This window comes from Nocardia vermiculata NBRC 100427 (assembly GCF_001613265.1).
Lineage (GTDB): Bacteria > Actinomycetota > Actinomycetes > Mycobacteriales > Mycobacteriaceae > Nocardia > Nocardia vermiculata.
Genome location: NZ_BDCA01000002.1, coordinates 50,425 through 67,535, shown reverse-complemented (window position 1 = coordinate 67,535; position 17,111 = coordinate 50,425). Strand labels below are relative to the sequence as shown.

The window sequence follows — 17,111 nt, the reverse complement described above, 5'->3', positions numbered from 1 at the left end:
ATCCGGCGAACAAGGAATAACGCGCGAAGGATGCCGGGTTGTCTCACGTCACAGGGCACCGAAGGGAGAACACTCGGATGGTTGACGCATGATCGACGGCGTGACGGAGCAACCGAACACCCCACCTGCGCCCTCGGCCATGCGCCGGGCGCTGCGCCGCGCAAGAGACGGTGCGACGCTCAACCTCGACGAGGCCGTCGTGCTGCTGCACGCGCGTGAGGCGGATCTGGAGGATCTGTGTGCGTCCGCCGTGCGGGTGCGCGACGCGGGCCTGCGGGAGAGTTTCGCAGGGGCCGCGGGGACGGCAGAGAACGCCGAAGCGTCGGAGACGGCGCTGCCCATCACCTATTCGCGCAAGGTGTTCATCCCGGTGACCCGCCTGTGCCGCGACAAATGTCATTACTGCACGTTCGTGACGGTGCCCGGCAAATTGCGCGCGGCCGGCGAGGGGCTCTATCTGGAGCCCGACGAAATCGTCGACCTGGCGCGCCGCGGCGCCGAGCTGGGTTGTAAGGAAGCACTGTTCACCCTGGGGGATCGGCCCGAGGATCGCTGGCCGGAGGCACGTCAGTGGCTCGACGAGCGCGGGTACGACTCCACCCTGGACTATGTGCGGGCCATGTCGATCCGGGTGCTCGAGGAGACCGGTCTGCTGCCGCATCTGAACCCGGGCGTGATGAGCTGGGCGGAGCTCTCGCGCCTCAAGCCCGTGGCGCCCTCGATGGGCATGATGCTGGAGACCACCTCCGAGCGGTTGTTCACCGAGCGCGGTCAGGCCCACTACGGGAGCCCGGACAAGGATCCGCAGGTCCGGCTGCGGGCACTGACCGATGCCGGTCGGCTCAGCATCCCGTTCACCACCGGAATCCTGGTCGGTATCGGTGAGAACTATGCCGAGCGGATCGACTCCATCCTGGCGATCCGCAAGGCGCACAAGGCCTTCGGTCACGTGCAGGAAGTGATCGTGCAGAACTTCCTCGCGAAGACCGACACCGCCATGCGCGACACCCCCGACGCCGATCTGGCCGAATTCCGCGCCACCATCGCGGTGACACGGCTGCTGCTGGGGCCGAAGATGCGCATCCAGGCACCGCCGAATCTGGTATCGCTCGACGAGTGCCGCGCGCTGATCGACGCCGGTATCGACGATTGGGGCGGGGTGTCGCCGCTGACCCCCGACCATGTCAATCCCGAACGCCCGTGGCCGAACCTGGACGTGCTCGCCGAGGTGACCGCGCAGGCCGGTTACGTGCTGACCGAGCGGCTGACCGCACATCCGAAATATGTGCTGGCCGGAAACCCGTGGATCGATCCGCGAGTGCAGGGGCATGTGGCGGCGCTGTCGGACCCGGTCACGGGTCTGGCGCGTGCGGTGAATCCGGTGGGCCTGCCCTGGCAGGAACCGGACCAGTCGTGGGAGTCACTGGGGCGTACCGATCTCAATACCGCGATCGATTCCGAGGGCCGCAATACCGAGGCGCGCAGCGATGCCGCGCTCGAGGGCGAGGGCCTCGGTGCGTTCGGGGACTGGGAGACCGTGCGCGAGCAGGTGCTGTCGCTGTCGGCCCCGGTGAAGCTCGATACCGATGTGCTGGCCGCGCTGCGGTCGGCGGAGAAGGACCCGGCCGGACTCGGCGACGACGAGTATCTGGCCCTCGCTACCGCCGAGGGCGCCGAACTCGACGCCGTCGCGGCACTGGCCGACCAGTTGCGCCGCGACACCGTGGGCGATGACGTCACCTACGTGGTGAACCGCAATATCAACTTCACCAACATCTGCTACACCGGCTGCCGGTTCTGCGCGTTCGCGCAGCGCAAGGGGGATGCGGACGCTTTCACCCTGTCCGCCGACGAGGTCGCCGAGCGTGCCTGGGAGGCCTATGTCGAGGGCGCGACCGAGGTGTGCATGCAGGGCGGTATCGATCCGGACCTTCCGGTGACCGGCTACGCCGACCTGGTGCGGGCGGTGAAGAAGCGGGTGCCGTCGATGCATGTGCACGCGTTCAGCCCGATGGAGATCGTCAACGGTGCCTCCCGTGGCGGGCAGAGCGTGCACGACTGGCTCGCGGCACTCCAGGAGGCCGGGCTCGACACCATTCCGGGCACCGCCGCGGAGATCCTCGACGACGAGGTGCGCTGGGTGCTCACCAAGGGCAAGCTGCCCGCATCGGCGTGGATCGATGTGATCACCACGGCACACAAGCTCGGTATTCGGTCGAGTTCCACCATGATGTACGGCCACGTCGACAATCCCAAGCACTGGGTGGGGCACCTGCGAGTGCTGCGCGGCATCCAGGACGAGACCGGTGGCTTCACCGAATTCGTCCTGTTGCCGTTCGTCCATCAGAGCGCACCGCTGTACCTGGCCGGTGCGTCCCGTCCCGGGCCGACCATTCGCGACAACCGCGCGGCACATGCTCTGGCCCGGATCATGTTGCACGGGCGCATCCCCAATATCCAGACCAGCTGGGTGAAACTGGGGATCACCGGCACCCAGGTGATGCTCAATGGTGGCGCCAACGACCTGGGCGGTACGTTGATGGAGGAAACCATCTCGCGGATGGCCGGTTCCGAGCACGGCTCCGCGAAAACGGTGGCCGAGTTGGTCGAAATCGGCGAGGGGATCGGTCGCCCGGTTCGTGAGCGCACCACCTCTTACGGAGTGCCCGAGCATCGGGTGTCGGCGCTGCCGCTGACGGTCGGCTGATCCGTCCCCGCGGCGGTGCCGCGAAAACGATGCTGTGGCGGTGCCGCGAATGCGGGAAGTTAGGTAAGGCTGACCAGTCGGAGTGCGAGTGGTCGGGATACTGTTGCGCGGGCGGAAATGTCCCGTAGGCCAGGACAGACTAGGAGAACGGCAGTGACGTACATCATCGCTGAACCGTGCGTTGACGTGAAGGATAAGGCGTGCATCGAGGAGTGCCCCGTAGATTGCATCTACGAGGGTGGCCGCATGCTGTACATCCAACCCGACGAATGCGTGGACTGTGGTGCATGTGAGCCGGTGTGCCCCGTGGAAGCGATCTTCTACGAGGACGACACCCCGGACCAGTGGAGCGGCTACATCAACGCCAATGTCGACTTCTTCGACGATCTCGGCTCGCCCGGCGGTGCCACCAAGGTCGGCAAGACCGATTTCGATCCGCCGTTGATCGCTCAGCTGCCGCCGATGGCGAACGAGTAGGTAGCGCTTCGGTGATCCGCGATCGCGTGCGGGTCAGCAGTTTGCTGCCCGACTTCCCCTGGGACACCATTGCCGGCGCCAAGGCGCAGGCGGCCGCACATCCGGACGGCCTCGTCGATCTGTCGGTGGGAACACCGGTGGATCCGGTCGATCCGCTGATCCGCGCGGCGCTGACCTCGGTCGCGGAGGTGCCCGGCTATCCCACCACCTACGGCACTTCCGAGCTGCGGGAGGCCGCGGTGGCCGCCGTGGCGCGCCGCTTCGGTATGACCGGTCTCGGGCCGGATGCGGTACTGCCGGTGATCGGCACCAAGGAGCTGATCGCCGGGCTGCCGCGGTTGCTCGGGCTGGGAGCCTCCGATCTGGTGGTGATCCCGGAGGTGGCGTATCCGACCTACGAGGTGGGCGCGCTGCTGGCGGGGACCCGGATGCTGCGAGCCGACGGCATGACTCGGCTCGGGCCGGAATCCCCGGCCCTGATCTTCCTGAACTCGCCGTCGAATCCGACCGGCCGGGTGCTGGGTGTCGACCATCTGCGCAAGGTGGTGTCCTTCGCCCGCGAACGCGGCGCGATCGTCGCCTCCGACGAGTGCTATCTCGGCCTGACCTGGGGTGCCGAGGCCGTCTCGATTCTGGATCCGCGGGTCAGCGACGGTGACCACACCGGCTTGCTCGCCATTCATTCGCTGTCGAAGACATCGAATCTGGCCAGCTATCGCGCCGGCTTCGTCACCGGTGACGGGGAACTGATCCGGGAACTGCTGGAGGTGCGTAAGCACGCCGGGATGATGGTGCCTTTCCCCATCCAGGCGGCGATGACCGCGGCCCTGGCCGACGACGAGCACGAGACGGTGCAGCGGGAGCGTTATCGTGCCCGTCGAACGGTGCTGCGAAAAGCGCTGGAGCACTCGGGTTTCCGGATCGATCATTCCGAGGCCGGGCTGTACCTGTGGTCGACGCGGGGCGAGAACTGCCGCACCACCCTGGACTGGCTCGCCGAGCGGGGCATCCTCGCCGCACCCGGCGACTTCTACGGCCCCACCGGCACCGAGCACGTCCGCATCGCGCTCACCGCCACCGATGAGCGGATCGCTGCCGCAGCGGCGCGCCTCACCACCTGATCCGGGTTCGGCAAACTTCCGGATAATTATCCGGGCGATGTGGAGCTCGCTGCGACGCGCGTGAAAGTTCTCCTCGGTAAGGCCAGGAATCGGCGTACGTGCGGACTAGCCTGGGCCTATGGACGCTGTCACGGTTGTCCCGACTCCGGCGAACGAGCCGGTCCACTCGTATGCGCCGGGGAGCCGGGAACGAGAATTACTACTCGGCAAACTTGCCGAAATCGCCGGGCGGACGGTCGAGGTGCCGTTGGTGATCGGCGGTGAACACCTCTCCGGCACCGGTGCGCGCTCCGAGATCGTCATGCCGCATCGGCATGCACATGTGCTGGGTACCTACACTGCCGCGACGACCGAGGAGAGCCGTGCCGCGATCGTGGCGGCGGCCGCTGCGGCGCCGCAGTGGCGGGCGCTCCCGTTCACCGAGCGGGCGGCGGTCCTGCTGCGGGCCGCCGATCTGCTGGCGGGACCGTGGCGGGAGACGGTGGCCGCGGCGACCATGCTCGGGCAATCGAAATCGGTGTATCAGGCCGAGATCGACGCGCCGTGTGAACTGGTGGATTTCTGGCGTTTCAATGTCGCCTTCGCGAGTGACATCTTCGCCCAGCAGCCGCAGTCGTCGGCGGGGGTGTGGAATCGGATGGACTACCGGCCGCTCGAGGGCTTCGTCTACGCGATCACCCCGTTCAATTTCAGCGCGATCGCGGGCAATCTGCCGACCGCTCCGGCGTTGATGGGCAATACCGTGGTGTGGAAGCCCTCGCCCGATCAGACCCTCGCCGCCTATTACACGATGCGGGTGCTCGAGGAGGCCGGGCTGCCGCCCGGGGTGATCAATCTGGTGACCGGTGACGGTATCGAACTGTCGGAGGTGGCGCTGGCCGATCGGTGGCTCGCCGGTATCCACTTCACCGGATCGACGCGTACTTTCCAGCACCTGTGGCAGCGCGTGGGGGCGAATATCGGCAATTATCACGGATATCCGCGGTTGGTGGGGGAGACGGGTGGTAAGGATTTCATCCTCGCGCATCCCTCCGCCGACCCGGATTCGTTGCGTGCCGCGCTGATTCGCGGAGCCTACGAGTATCAGGGCCAGAAATGCTCCGCGGCCTCCCGAGCGTATCTGCCGCGGTCGGTGTGGCGGGAGATGGGCGCGGACTTCCTCACCGAGGTCGGTGAACTGCGGTACGGGGACGTTGCGGATCTGTCGAACTTCGGTGGGGCCGTGATCAATCGGCGTGCCTACGACAAGAGTGCCGCGGCGATCGAGCGGGCCCGCGACGCCGGCCTCGACATCCCGGTCGGCGGAACCTGCGACGACAGTGAGGGCTGGTTCGTGCGGCCGACTGTGCTGCTGGCGGACACCCCGCGCGACGACGCCTTCACCACCGAATATTTCGGTCCGATCCTGTCGGTGTACGTCTACGACGACGACGTTCCCGGTGCCTTCGAGGCCATGCTCGGCGAGGTGAACTCCGCCGCGCCGTATGCGCTGACCGGTGCGGTGTTCGCCCGGGACCGGGCGGCGATCCATCGCGCCGCCACAGCGCTGCGGTTCGCGGCCGGAAATTTCTACATCAACGACAAACCCACCGGTGCGGTGGTCGGCCAGCAGCCTTTCGGCGGTGCCCGCGCCTCCGGCACCGACGACAAGGCCGGCTCGTATCTGAATCTGCTGCGCTGGGTGGCCCCGCGCACCCTCAAGGAAACCTTCGTCCCGCCGTCGGAGTATCGGTATCCGCATATGGAGTCCGAGTGAATCCGCTGCGCCCGGCGATCCTGGCAGCGGCCGGGTCGACGCGAATCAAGCGGGCGGTAACCGGATTTCCGGTGACCGCCGAGGTGGTGAACCGGTTCGTGGCGGGCGAGACGCGCGCGGAGCTGGCGCCCGTGGTGCGCGCACTGCTCGGGGACGGCCGGATGGTCAGCGTGGACTTCCTCGGTGAATACACCACCGAGCGGTCGATGGCCGACAGCGCGGTCTCGGAATACCTCGGCTTGATCGACGATCTGGCACGCTGGCACCACGAAGTCGAGCAGCAGCGTGAAATTCCGGCACGCAACGGCGCCGTGGCCCCGCCCGCCTCGTCGGGGCATGCTCGGCGCGCGGCGGCAAGGGTTGTGCCGGTGGAGGTTTCGGTCAAGCTCTCCGCGCTGGGGCAGGCCCTGGGGGCGGCGGGAGTCGAGATCGCGACCGCCAACCTGCGCATCCTGTGTGAGCGGGCCGAACAGGCGGGGGTCTGGATCACCGTCGACGCGGAGGATCACACCACGACCGAGGGGACGGAATCGACGGTGCGGGCGGTGCGTGGCGACCATCCCTGGCTGGCCGTGGCCACCCAGACCTACCTGCGCGGAGCCGAGGAGCAGTGCCGGCGTGCCGCAGCCGACGGCGCGCGGATCCGGTTGTGCAAGGGCGCGTATCGCGAACCCGAGCGCGCGGCCTTCCAGCGCACCGCCGAGGTCGACGAATCGTATCTACGCTGCCTGGAGCTGCTGATGGGTGGCCGCGGATATCCGATGATCGCCACCCACGACCCGGTGATGATCGCTGCCGCACACGATATGGCCGGCCGTAACGACCGGGCGCCGGGGGATTTCGAGTTCCAGATGCTCTACGGGATCCGTTCGGTCGAACAGCAGCGCCTGGCCGAGCGGGGCCATGCGGTGCGGGTGTACATCCCCTACGGCGTGCAGTGGTACGGATACCTGATGCGCAGGTTGGCCGAGCGTCCGGCCAACCTGGGCTTCTTCCTGCGTGCCCTCGCCGAGAGACGCTGAATTCCGTTACACCAGCGGTTTGCCGAAGCGGCGCCGCAGCCGCATATCGGCCAGGAAGTAGTTGAACGGGAACAGCCGGATGACCTCCGGCATGCGGGTCCAGACCGCAGAGATGGCACCCACGATCCGCCGGAACCAGCGTTCGTCACGGTCGGACCAGGTCATGCCCATCTGTTCGCGCAGATGCTGGGGCAGCAGCGCGGTGACGGTGAAGCGGTGGAAGCGCGCGGCGAGCAGTTGCACCGGTTTGGCCGTCATCTTCAGATCGACCATATCGTTGAAATAGCGCCGGACGGGCTCGTCGATGGTGCGCTCGGTGATGGTGCGATCCCAGTATTCGTAGAACTCCGCGCGGGTGGCGGGCCACATCTCCGCCCGCACCTGCAGGGTGGTGCCCAGGCGTGCGCTGTAGCGGTAGAAGCGTTCGGCGAGTTCGGGATCCATCGGGCCGCGCATGCGCTGGTACAGGTCGTCCACGCCCCAGTAGAGGCAGGCCGCCACCCACAGCTGCAACTTCGGGTCGAAGGCGTTGTACTTCACCGGGCTCTCCGGGCCGGAATGCACCGGCCGGTGCGACCCGTTGATCGCGTCCCGGTAGTCGGCGCGGTCGCGGTCGTCGCCCAGCCAGGCCACGGCCAGGTAGGTCATCGTGGTGCGCATGCGCTTGACCGGATGCAGGGTGAGCTTGCCGCTGTCGACGGTGCTCTCCAGGACGCCGTACCCCACCGGCGGGTGGCTGAGCTGCAGGATCACATTGGCGGCGCCGCCCAGGAAGGCGGCGATCCCGTCGATGTGTTCGCGGACCGTTTCCGGTGTCAGCTCGGCGCCCGGATGCTCGGGTTCGTAGTCGTTGGTACGCAGCGGGGCGGCGGTCATCGTCGACTCGTCTCCTGTTCCTCCTCGCCCGATCGGCGAGAGAATGTGAGAAGCTTTCCTCCCAACCTTCTCACCGGTGTGGCATCATGTCAATGGAAGCCACCGGCCGTATGGGACGATCGTCGCGCACTGTGTCGGCGTATTCGGGCGGAGAGAGGAACGGCAATGACCGAATCGACCAAACTCTCGAACCGGCTGTTGCCGCTGATCCGTGGGGCGGGACCGGAGGACCGCAACCAGACGACGGTGCTCGAGGCCGCACTGCTGGCATTCCTGGATTTCGGTATCAAACGCACCAGCATGGTCGAGGTCGCGCGGCGCGGCCGGCTGTCGCTGGCAACGCTGTACCGGCGTTTCGCCGGTAAAACCGATCTCATTCAGGCGGTCGGGCTCTGGCAGGCGCGCCAGTTCATCGATCAGGTCGATGCCGCGGTGCAGCGGCAGGTGGAGCAGGACGCGGGCGCCGAGGAACAGATCGTCGAACTGTTCGTGGCATTCCTGGACGGGCTGCGCGGGAACAAGCTCCTCGACCGATTGCTGAACACCGAACCCGAGACCGTGCTGCCCTATCTCACCGTGCGCGGTGCGCCCGTGATCGAACTGGGGCGTGACTACGTCGCCGAGTTCATCACCCGATTGCAGTCGGAAGGCAAGCTGCCGCACTACGATCCGCTGCCCTTGGCGGAGATGGTGGCCCGCACCGCGCTGTCGATGGCGCTGACCCCGCAGACCCTGATCCCGATCGAGGACGAGGCCGCCGGGCGGGCCTTCGCCCGCGATCACGTGGTTCCGGGATTCCGTATTCCCTGACCGAACGGTGCCCGGCGGTCAGACCATCCGTAGTCCCAGCCGACGCCGGATCCGCATATCCCACAGGTGCATGTTCACCGGGAACATCTCGAGCTGCCGCGGGACTCGCTGCTCCACCGCGCCCACCGTGCGCAGCAATCGGGCCAGCAGTGCGTCGTCGCGTTCGCTCCACGGCATCTGCATCTGTGCGCGCAGATTCGGTGGCAGCAGGCCCGCCACCATCCAGCGGTGGAACTTCCCGAAGAGCAGTGGCACCGGCTGCGGGAACATCCTCAGGTCCACCAGATCGTCGAAGTAGGCGCGGATCGGCGGATCGATGTGTGCGGCGGCGAGCTGGGTTTCCCAATAGCGATCGAACGCGGCCCGGTCGGCCGGCCACATCGATTCCGGCATCTGCAGCGTGGTGCCGAAGCGGGCGGCGTGCCGGTAGAACGCCTCGGCCTGTTCGGCCGGCATCGGTCCGTGCATGCGCTCGTAGAGGTCGCGTGAACCCCAGTACAGGCAGGCGGCCACCCAGAGTTGCAACCGGGGGTCGAACGCGTTGTAACGGACCGGGCTCGCGGCAGTGGATCGGACGGCACGGTGCTGGTGGTTCACGGCCTCGCGGTAGGCCGCCCGTTCGTCGTCGCTGCCCAGCATGGCCACCGCCAGGTAGGTCAGGGTGGTGCGGGTGCGTTTGATCGGGTGCACCATGACCTTGCCGCTGTCGACGGTGCTCTCCACGACGCCGTAGCCGACCGGAGCGTGGGACAGCTGCATGATGACGTTGGCGGCGGCCCCGAAGAATGCGGCCGAACCGTCCAGATGGGCGCCGACATCGTATTCCGGCACCGGCTTCGAGCCGGGCGCGCGGCGTGCGGATGTGGCGCGAGATGATGCGGTCATCGTCGACCCCCAACTCCATGTGAGAAGGCTGTATGTCGACAGTCTCACCACCTCACGGAGCTGTCAACGGGGTCCCGGCGACGAGACGTATTCGCAACGCCACCCGGCCGCATCGGCGCGGACATACCGGATTGATAGGTTGGGGCGGTGTCCCACGGTTCGCCGCCGCTGCTGCCCTCGCTGAATCCCGCCGCTGTCGCCGCCGGATACGACATACCCGATGCGCTCACCATCGACGGTGACACGCTCTCGCGCAGCGATCTGGTCGGCGCGGCCACCTCGGTCGCCGAACGGATCGCCGGCGTCGACCGGGTCGCGATCCTGGCGCGGCCGACCGCCACCACCGTGCTGGGAATTCTCGGATGCCTGATCGCCGGCGTCACCGCGGTACCCGTACCGCCCGACGCGGGTGCGGCCGAACTCGACCACATTCTCACCGATTCCGGCGTGCGGGGCTGGCTCGGTACCGCGCCGGAAAACCCCACGCTGCCGGTGATTCCGGTGCGCAGACATGCGCGCTCGTGGCACCGCCACCCCGAACCCGCGCCGCAGACCACGGCATTCATCCTCTACACCTCAGGCACGACCGGCGCCCCCAAAGGGGTCGTACTGAGCCGGGCCGCGGTGGCGGCCGGGCTGGACGCATTGTTCGAGGCGTGGTCGTGGCGTCCGGACGACGTTCTCGTGCACGGACTTCCGCTGTTCCACGTGCACGGCCTGATCCTCGGTGTGCTCGGGCCGCTGCGCCAGGGCAGCCCCGTGATCCATACCGGAAAGCCGACCCCGCAGGCCTATGCCGCCGCGCCCGGCACCGTGTACTTCGGAGTCCCGACGGTATGGTCGCGTATCGCCGAAGAGCCCGAGGCGGCAAAGGAATTGACGAAGGCGCGGCTGCTGATCTCGGGCAGTGCGCCGCTGCCGGTGCCGGTGTTCGAACGGCTGCGGGAACTGACCGGGCATGCTCCGGTGGAGCGCTACGGAATGAGCGAAACCATGATCACGGTATCCACCCGCGCGGACGGCGAACGGCGGCCCGGCTGGGTCGGTGTGCCGGTCGCCGGCGTGGAGACCCGGCTGCGCGACGAGGCGGGTGCGCCGGTGCCGCACGACGGCGAAAGCATCGGCGGTCTGCAGGTGCGTGGGCCGATGCTGTTCGACGGATACCTGAATCGCCCCGACGCCACCGCCGAATCCTGGACCACGGACGGCTGGTTCGTCACCGGTGATGTCGCCGCCATCGATGCCGAGGGTTTCCACCGCATCGTCGGCCGGGAGTCGGTAGACCTGATCAAATCCGGTGGATACCGCATCGGCGCGGGAGAAGTGGAGACCTGTCTGCTGGGTCACCCCGCGGTCGCCGAGGTCGCGGTGGTCGGCATCGAGGATCCCGATCTGGGGCAGCGTATCCGGGCCTATGTGGTCCCGCGCGCCGACGTGACGCTGTCCGAGCGGGAGCTGATCGACTTCGTCGCGCAACAGCTTTCGGCGCACAAGCGCCCACGTGAAGTGCTGATGGTGACCGAACTTCCGCGGAATGCGATGGGCAAGGTGCAGAAGAAGCGACTGGTCTGAACACCCGCGCCGGTTGACCTGTAGCTCGCTCGAGGTTTTATGGTCGGCACATGAACGCAACGCTGTCTCCCGCCCAGATCGAGTATCTGGCGGGTCAACGACTCGGCCGGCTGGCCACCATCCGCCCGGACGGTTCGCCGCAGAACAATCCGGTCGGATTCCGGTACAACGAGGCGCTGGGCACGATCGATATCGCCGGGCACAATATGGGTGCCTCGCAGAAGTTCCGCAATCTGGCCGGAGAGGAGCGGATCGCGTTCGTCGTCGACGATATCGCCTCGGTCGATCCGTGGCGGGTCCGCTGCCTCGAGATCCGCGGCGTGGCACAGGCATTGCGTGACGTGGACACCTACATGTCGGGCGGCTCGCGGGAGCTGATCCGGATCACACCGCACCGGGTGCTGGCCTTCGGGATCGAATAGGTCCGCACATGAGGGAGCCCTCCACGCCGTGCGGCGTGGAGGGCTCCCTGCGGTCGGCTCAGTTGGCGTGCAGTGCCGCGTTGAGCTCGATGCCGGTGCCCTTGCGGGCGACCACCTCGACACCACCGCTGAGGGAATTGCGACGGAACAGCAGATTCGACTGACCGGACAGACCGGATGCCTTCGCGGTCCGGCCGTCGGGCAGGGTCACCTTGGTGCCGGCCGTCACGTACAGCCCGGCCTCGACCACGCAGTCGTCGCCCAGCGAGATGCCCAGACCCGCGTTCGCGCCGAGCAGGCACCGCTCGCCGATCGAGATGACCTGCTTACCGCCACCGGACAGTGTCCCCATGATGGACGCACCGCCGCCGACATCGGAGCCGTCGCCGACCACCACTCCGGCGGAGATCCGGCCCTCCACCATGGAGGCGCCGAGCGTGCCGGCGTTGAAATTCACGAAGCCCTCGTGCATGACCGTGGTGCCCTCCGCCAGATGCGCACCCAGGCGCACCCGGTCGGCATCGGCGATGCGCACGCCGGCGGGCACGACGTAATCGACCAGGCGGGGGAATTTGTCCACGCTGTAGACGGTGACCGGCCCGCGGGTACGCAGCTTGGCCCGCACCAGTTCGAAGTCCTCCACCGAACACGGGCCGTGATTGGTCCACACCACGTTCGCCAGCAGCCCGAACTGCCCTTCCAAACTGAGGCCGTGCGGGGCCACCAGGCGATGGGAGAGCAGATGCAGCCGCAGGTAGACGTCGTGGGTGCCCACCGGTGCCGCGGCCAGATCCGCGATGGTTGTGCGCACCGCGACCACCTCGACCCGGCGGGCCTCGTCCGGGCCGACCAACTCGGCGAAACGGGCGTATTCGTGGTCTGCCGGGGTCAGCCGGGTGGTCTCGGACGTTGTGAATTCGCCCAGCTCCGGGTACGGGTACCAGGTGTCGAGGACCGTCCCGTTCACGGTCACCGTCGCTAGGCCGACTGCGGTTGCTCCCTGAGTGCTCACGGAGCGTGATTCTACTGAAGCGGACGAACCGGCAGTGCCCCACGTCCGGCCGTGGGACCCACGCACCCGGTGACCGATCCGGGCGGGTGGCGGTTCCGGGTGGAGCGGGGTCGTGAGTCGTACGAACAATTAGGCTGGACCAGTGACCATCGATCTGCGTGCCGACCCGATTTCGATCACCGCCGCCCTCGTCGATATTCCGAGTGTCTCGCGTGACGAGGCGGCCATCACCGATACCGTCGCCTGGGCGCTGCGCGAGCAGACCGAGGGATTCGAGGTGCTGCGCCACGGCAACACCGTGCTCGCGCGCACCGACCGTGGCCTGCCCAATCGGGTCATTCTGGCCGGGCACCTCGATACGGTGCCGATCGCGGACAACGTGCCGGGACGGTTCGAGGTCGTCGACGGCGAAGAAGTGCTGTACGGCTGCGGCAGTGTCGATATGAAATCCGGCGATGCAGTGTTCCTGCACCTGGCCGCGACGGTCGCCGATCCGGTCTGCGATCTGACCCTGATCTTCTACGACTGCGAGGAGATCGCCGCGGAATACAACGGACTCGGGCGTATCGAACGCGAGCTGCCGCAGTGGCTGGAGGGTGACCTCGCGATCCTCGGTGAGCCGTCGGCTTCCTGGATCGAGGCGGGCTGCCAGGGCACCCTGCGGGTCCGGCTCGGACTCACCGGTACCCGGGCGCACAGTGCGCGTTCCTGGCTGGGCGACAATGCGATTCACAAACTCGGACCGGTGCTGCAACGGTTGAACGACTACACCCCCCGCTCGGTGGAGATCGATGGCTGCACCTATCGCGAAGGGCTGTCGGCGGTGCGGGTCGGTGGCGGGGTGGCCGGAAACGTGGTCCCCGACGAGGCCGAGGTGCTGGTGAACTTCCGCTTCGCCCCCGACCGCACCCTGGAGCAGGCGACCGAACATGTGCGCGAGGTGTTCTCGGGGCTCGACGTGAGCTTCGAACGGACCGACGGCGCCCCGGGCGCGCTGCCCGGGCTGTCCGCACCGGCCGCCGCCGACCTGGTGCGACGGGTCCACGCACACGGCGGTGGGGGAGTTCGAGCCAAGTACGGCTGGACCGATGTGTCGCGGTTCGCCGCCCGCGGGATTCCGGCGGTGAACTTCGGTCCCGGCGACCCGAATCTGGCCCACAAGGTGGACGAACGAGTGCCGACCCACCAGATCACCACTGTGACCGAGATCCTGCGCAGCTACCTGACCGGCGCCGCCGACTGAGCCGGTAGGTTTGGCCCCATGTCCACCGCCTCCGAGCCCGCGCCCACCGGATCGTCGAAATCGGCCCCCAAATTCCGGGGGCCGATCATGTTGCGCCGGGACCTCAAGAAGGGCACCGGCACCACCGATCAGCATCTGCTCGACCGGCGCGGACCCACCGACTGGGTGCACACCGACCCCTGGCGGGTGCTGCGCATTCAGAGCGAATTCGTGGAGGGATTCGGGGCACTCGCCGAAATCCCCCGGGCGGTGGCGGTTTTCGGCTCGGCCCGGACGCCGGTCGATACCCCCGAATACGAGGCCGGACGTGCCATCGGCGCGGCGCTGGCCGAGGCCGGATTCGCGGTGATCACCGGTGGCGGTCCCGGCGTGATGGAGGCGGCCAACCGGGGTGCCTGTGAGGCCGAGGGGTTCTCGATCGGGCTGGGTATCGAACTGCCGATGGAGCAGGGCCTCAACGAGTGGGTCGACCTGGGGATCAACTTCCGGTACTTCTTCGCCCGCAAGACCATGTTCGTCAAATACTCCCAGGCGTTCGTCTGCCTGCCCGGCGGCTTCGGCACCCTCGACGAATTGTTCGAGGCGCTGACCCTGGTTCAGACCCACAAGATCACCCGATTCCCGATCGTGTTGTTCGGCAGCCGGTACTGGGCGGGGCTGGTGGATTGGCTGCGCGATTCCCTGGCCGGCTCGGGCAAGATCGCCCCCGACGATCTGAACCTGCTGCACGTGACCGACAGCGTGGACGAGGTCGTCGACATCGTCTCGCGCAGTGCGGCTCAGGCGGCGGCGGATGCGGCGGAGGGGCGATCGTGAGCGAGCAGCCGTTCGCGGTATGTGTCTACTGCTCGGCCAGCGCCGCCGATCCGGCGGCACTGCGGCTGGCGGCCGAGGTGGGAGCCGAAATCGCCCGGCGTGGTTGGCAGCTGGTCTCCGGCGGCGGGCACGTGTCGATGATGGGTGCGGTCGCGGTGGCCGCTCGCTCCGGCGGGGCGTACACCACGGGGATTATCCCGAAGCGGCTGGTGCATCAGGAGGTCGCCGATGTGGAGAGTGACGAGCTGATCGTCACCGATACCATGCGGGAACGCAAACAGCTCATGGAGGACCGGGCCGACGCCTTCCTGACCCTGCCCGGCGGCATCGGCACCCTCGAAGAGTTCTTCGAGGCGTGGACCGGCGGTTACCTCGGACTGCACGCCAAGCCGCTGGTGGTGCTGGACCCGCACGGCCACTACCGCGGTCTGTTCGCCTGGCTGGACGAGGTGAGTGCGGCCGGGTTCATCGGGCGTCCGGCCCTGGACCGGATTACGGTGACCTCTGATGTCGCGACGGCATTCGACGCGCTGCGTCGTTCGGAGCATCGTTCGAAGCATTGACCGGACCGCCGGCCCGCCCTGGTCGCGGGCGTGCGGCGGCAACTTCGTGGGAGGACACTGTGACAGCCGAGGACAGTAGGACCGTCGGCCTGGCGGATCTGGTGCGCGGATTGCCCGCGATGGCCGCCGACGCACCCGGCATGCTGCGTGGCGCGGCCGGAATGCTGGTGCGCGGCAACGACAAATCCTCGGTCGGGCTGTACTTCCAGCGGGCCGCGCAACGTTTCCCGAATCGCCCGTTCCTGCGTTTCGAGGGCCGCGAGTACACCTATCTCGAGGCCAACGTCGAGGTGAACCGATACGCGCAGGTGCTGGTCGAGCGTGGAGTCCGGCGTGGCGATGTGGTCGGGGTGCTGATGGCGAACCGGCCGGAGACACTGTTCGTGGTGCTGGCGACGGTGAAGCTGGGCGCGACCGTCGGACTACTCAACCACCATCAGCGTGACCGGGTCCTGGCGCACAGTTTCGGCCTGCTGAACAGCGTGGTGAATGTGATCGGGGAGGAGTGTGAACCGGCGCTGCGTTCCCTGCCCGAGGCACCGCAGCACCTGTTGTTCGCGGAGGAGTTGCGGGAACTGGCCCGCGCCGCCGATCCGGCGAATCCACCGGTGTGTGCCGATGTGCGCGCCCAGGAGCGGGCATTTCTGATCTTCACCTCCGGCACCACCGGCCTGCCGAAGGCCAGCGTGATGACTCATCTGCGCTGGACCAAGAGCATGGCCGGGCTGGGCGGGCTCGGCATCCGGTTGCACGGCGACGACACCATGTACTGCTGTCTGCCGCTGTACCACAACAATGCGCTGACCGTGGCGCTCGGCGCGGTACTGGGTGCCAGGTCGACCTTGGCGCTGGGCCGCAAGTTCTCGGCGTCGAAATTCTGGAGTGAGATCGCCGAGAACCGGGCCACGGCCTTCATCTACATCGGCGAACTGTGCCGCTACCTGCTCAATCAGCCGGAGTCCGCGGCCGAGCATCGGCATTCGGTCCGGCTGGCGGTCGGTAACGGGCTGCGCCCCGAACTGTGGGACGAGTTCCGGCGCCGCTTCGGGATCGGCCGGGTGGTGGAGTTCTACGGCGCCAGTGAGGGCAATGTCGCCTTCATCAATGCCTTCGGCGTGGATCGCACCGCGGGATTCGGGCCACTGCCGTATGCGGTGGTGGAATTCGACGAATCCACCGGCAAGGCGAAACGGTATCCGGACGGGCGGCTGCGCCGGGTGCCGGCCGGCGGGGTGGGGCTACTGCTGGCGAAGGTGACCACGCGTTCCCCGTTCGACGGCTACACCGACCGCGACGCGACCGAATCCAAGCTGTTGCACGACGGATTCCGCGCCGGGGACTGCTGGTTCGACACCGGGGATCTGGTGCGTGACCAGCATTGGCGGCATATCGCGTTCGTGGACCGGCTGGGCGACACCTTCCGCTGGAAGGGCGAGAACGTCGCCACCACCGAGGTGGAGGGTGCCTTCGACGGTGTGCCCGGCATCACCGAAGCGGTGGTGTACGGCGTGGATGTCCCCGGCACCGACGGTAAGGCGGGGATGGCCGCGGTGACGCTGGCCCCCGGAGCCGAACTCGACGGCCGGGCGCTGGCCGAACGGCTCTACGACCGGCTGCCCGGCTACGCCGTCCCGTTGTTCGTGCGTGTGGTCGAGGAGCTGGAAACCACCTCGACGTTCAAGAGCCGCAAGGTGGATCTCCGCAAAGAGGCCTACAGCCCCGGCACAACGGCTGCGATATACGTTCTGACCGGCAGCACACAGGGGTACGTGCCCTTCTACCCGGAGTATCCGGAGCAGGTGGCGAGCGGCACCGTTCCGGCCGACTAA

15 protein-coding genes are annotated in these 17,111 nt (G+C 67.5%); 12 read left to right on the top strand and 3 right to left on the bottom strand.

Annotated features, from left to right (window positions below; all coding sequences use genetic code 11):
• Nucleotides 1-88: 88 nt before the first annotated feature.
• From NV2_RS03950 to NV2_RS03930, 5 genes are all read left to right on the top strand, one after another.
• On the top strand, nucleotides 89-2,707 hold the full coding sequence (locus NV2_RS03950; RefSeq protein ID WP_067869511.1) for a bifunctional FO biosynthesis protein CofGH: 2,619 nt from the start codon (nucleotides 89-91) through the stop codon (nucleotides 2,705-2,707).
• 153 nt (nucleotides 2,708-2,860) lie between these two features.
• Entirely contained in the window at nucleotides 2,861-3,184 is a 324-nt protein-coding gene (gene fdxA, locus NV2_RS31915; protein WP_067869508.1) for a ferredoxin, read from the top strand.
• A gap of 14 nt (nucleotides 3,185-3,198) precedes the next feature.
• Nucleotides 3,199-4,305 (top strand): succinyldiaminopimelate transaminase, encoded by a 1,107-nt coding sequence (dapC, locus tag NV2_RS03940; protein WP_067870279.1) that lies wholly within the window; start codon nucleotides 3,199-3,201, stop codon nucleotides 4,303-4,305.
• A gap of 118 nt (nucleotides 4,306-4,423) precedes the next feature.
• Entirely contained in the window at nucleotides 4,424-6,061 is a 1,638-nt protein-coding gene (gene pruA, locus NV2_RS03935) for an L-glutamate gamma-semialdehyde dehydrogenase (protein ID WP_067869506.1), read from the top strand.
• Nucleotides 6,058-7,083 (top strand): proline dehydrogenase family protein, encoded by a 1,026-nt coding sequence (locus NV2_RS03930; RefSeq protein ID WP_067869503.1) that lies wholly within the window; start codon nucleotides 6,058-6,060, stop codon nucleotides 7,081-7,083. Before pruA ends, NV2_RS03930 begins: the two co-directional genes overlap by 4 nt.
• Nucleotides 7,084-7,089: 6 nt before the next feature.
• Here the strand turns inward: NV2_RS03930 and NV2_RS03925 are convergent, their stop codons facing one another.
• Nucleotides 7,090-7,959: an oxygenase MpaB family protein gene (locus NV2_RS03925; protein WP_067869501.1), complete on the bottom strand. Its 870-nt coding sequence runs from the start codon at nucleotides 7,957-7,959 to the stop codon at nucleotides 7,090-7,092.
• Between the two features lie 165 nt (nucleotides 7,960-8,124).
• Here NV2_RS03925 and NV2_RS03920 point away from each other — a divergent pair, with 165 nt between their 5' ends.
• A complete protein-coding gene (locus NV2_RS03920; protein WP_067869499.1) occupies nucleotides 8,125-8,769 on the top strand; it encodes a TetR/AcrR family transcriptional regulator in 645 nt (214 codons plus the stop codon).
• A gap of 18 nt (nucleotides 8,770-8,787) precedes the next feature.
• Here NV2_RS03920 and NV2_RS03915 read toward each other — a convergent pair whose 3' ends face one another.
• Nucleotides 8,788-9,654: an oxygenase MpaB family protein gene (locus NV2_RS03915; RefSeq protein WP_067869496.1), complete on the bottom strand. Its 867-nt coding sequence runs from the start codon at nucleotides 9,652-9,654 to the stop codon at nucleotides 8,788-8,790.
• Between the two features lie 147 nt (nucleotides 9,655-9,801).
• Between NV2_RS03915 and NV2_RS03910 the strand changes: the two genes are divergently transcribed.
• Together NV2_RS03910 and NV2_RS03905 are read left to right on the top strand one after the other, a co-directional pair.
• The gene (locus tag NV2_RS03910) at nucleotides 9,802-11,226 is read left to right on the top strand and encodes an acyl-CoA synthetase (RefSeq protein ID WP_067869493.1); all 1,425 of its coding nucleotides are present in this window, start codon (nucleotides 9,802-9,804) and stop codon (nucleotides 11,224-11,226) included.
• Between the two features lie 50 nt (nucleotides 11,227-11,276).
• Entirely contained in the window at nucleotides 11,277-11,648 is a 372-nt protein-coding gene (locus NV2_RS03905) for a PPOX class F420-dependent oxidoreductase (protein ID WP_067869491.1), read from the top strand.
• 58 nt (nucleotides 11,649-11,706) lie between these two features.
• On the opposite strand, the gene dapD is transcribed toward NV2_RS03905, so the two are convergent.
• Nucleotides 11,707-12,660 (bottom strand): 2,3,4,5-tetrahydropyridine-2,6-dicarboxylate N-succinyltransferase, encoded by a 954-nt coding sequence (gene dapD / locus NV2_RS03900; RefSeq protein WP_067869488.1) that lies wholly within the window; start codon nucleotides 12,658-12,660, stop codon nucleotides 11,707-11,709.
• A 142-nt stretch (nucleotides 12,661-12,802) separates the two neighbouring features.
• Here dapD and dapE point away from each other — a divergent pair, with 142 nt between their 5' ends.
• Genes dapE through NV2_RS03880 form a run of 4 tightly spaced genes read left to right on the top strand, consistent with a single transcriptional unit; the run spans nucleotide 12,803 to nucleotide 17,111 of the window.
• Nucleotides 12,803-13,903 (top strand): succinyl-diaminopimelate desuccinylase, encoded by a 1,101-nt coding sequence (gene dapE / locus NV2_RS03895; protein ID WP_067869485.1) that lies wholly within the window; start codon nucleotides 12,803-12,805, stop codon nucleotides 13,901-13,903.
• Nucleotides 13,904-13,921: 18 nt separating this feature from the next.
• Nucleotides 13,922-14,719: an LOG family protein gene (locus NV2_RS03890; protein WP_067869482.1), complete on the top strand. Its 798-nt coding sequence runs from the start codon at nucleotides 13,922-13,924 to the stop codon at nucleotides 14,717-14,719.
• Nucleotides 14,713-15,282 (top strand): LOG family protein, encoded by a 570-nt coding sequence (locus NV2_RS03885; protein WP_067870277.1) that lies wholly within the window; start codon nucleotides 14,713-14,715, stop codon nucleotides 15,280-15,282. The genes NV2_RS03890 and NV2_RS03885 overlap by 7 nt, the downstream gene beginning before the upstream one ends.
• Before the next feature lie 59 nt (nucleotides 15,283-15,341).
• A complete protein-coding gene (locus NV2_RS03880; RefSeq protein ID WP_067869479.1) occupies nucleotides 15,342-17,111 on the top strand; it encodes a long-chain-acyl-CoA synthetase in 1,770 nt (589 codons plus the stop codon).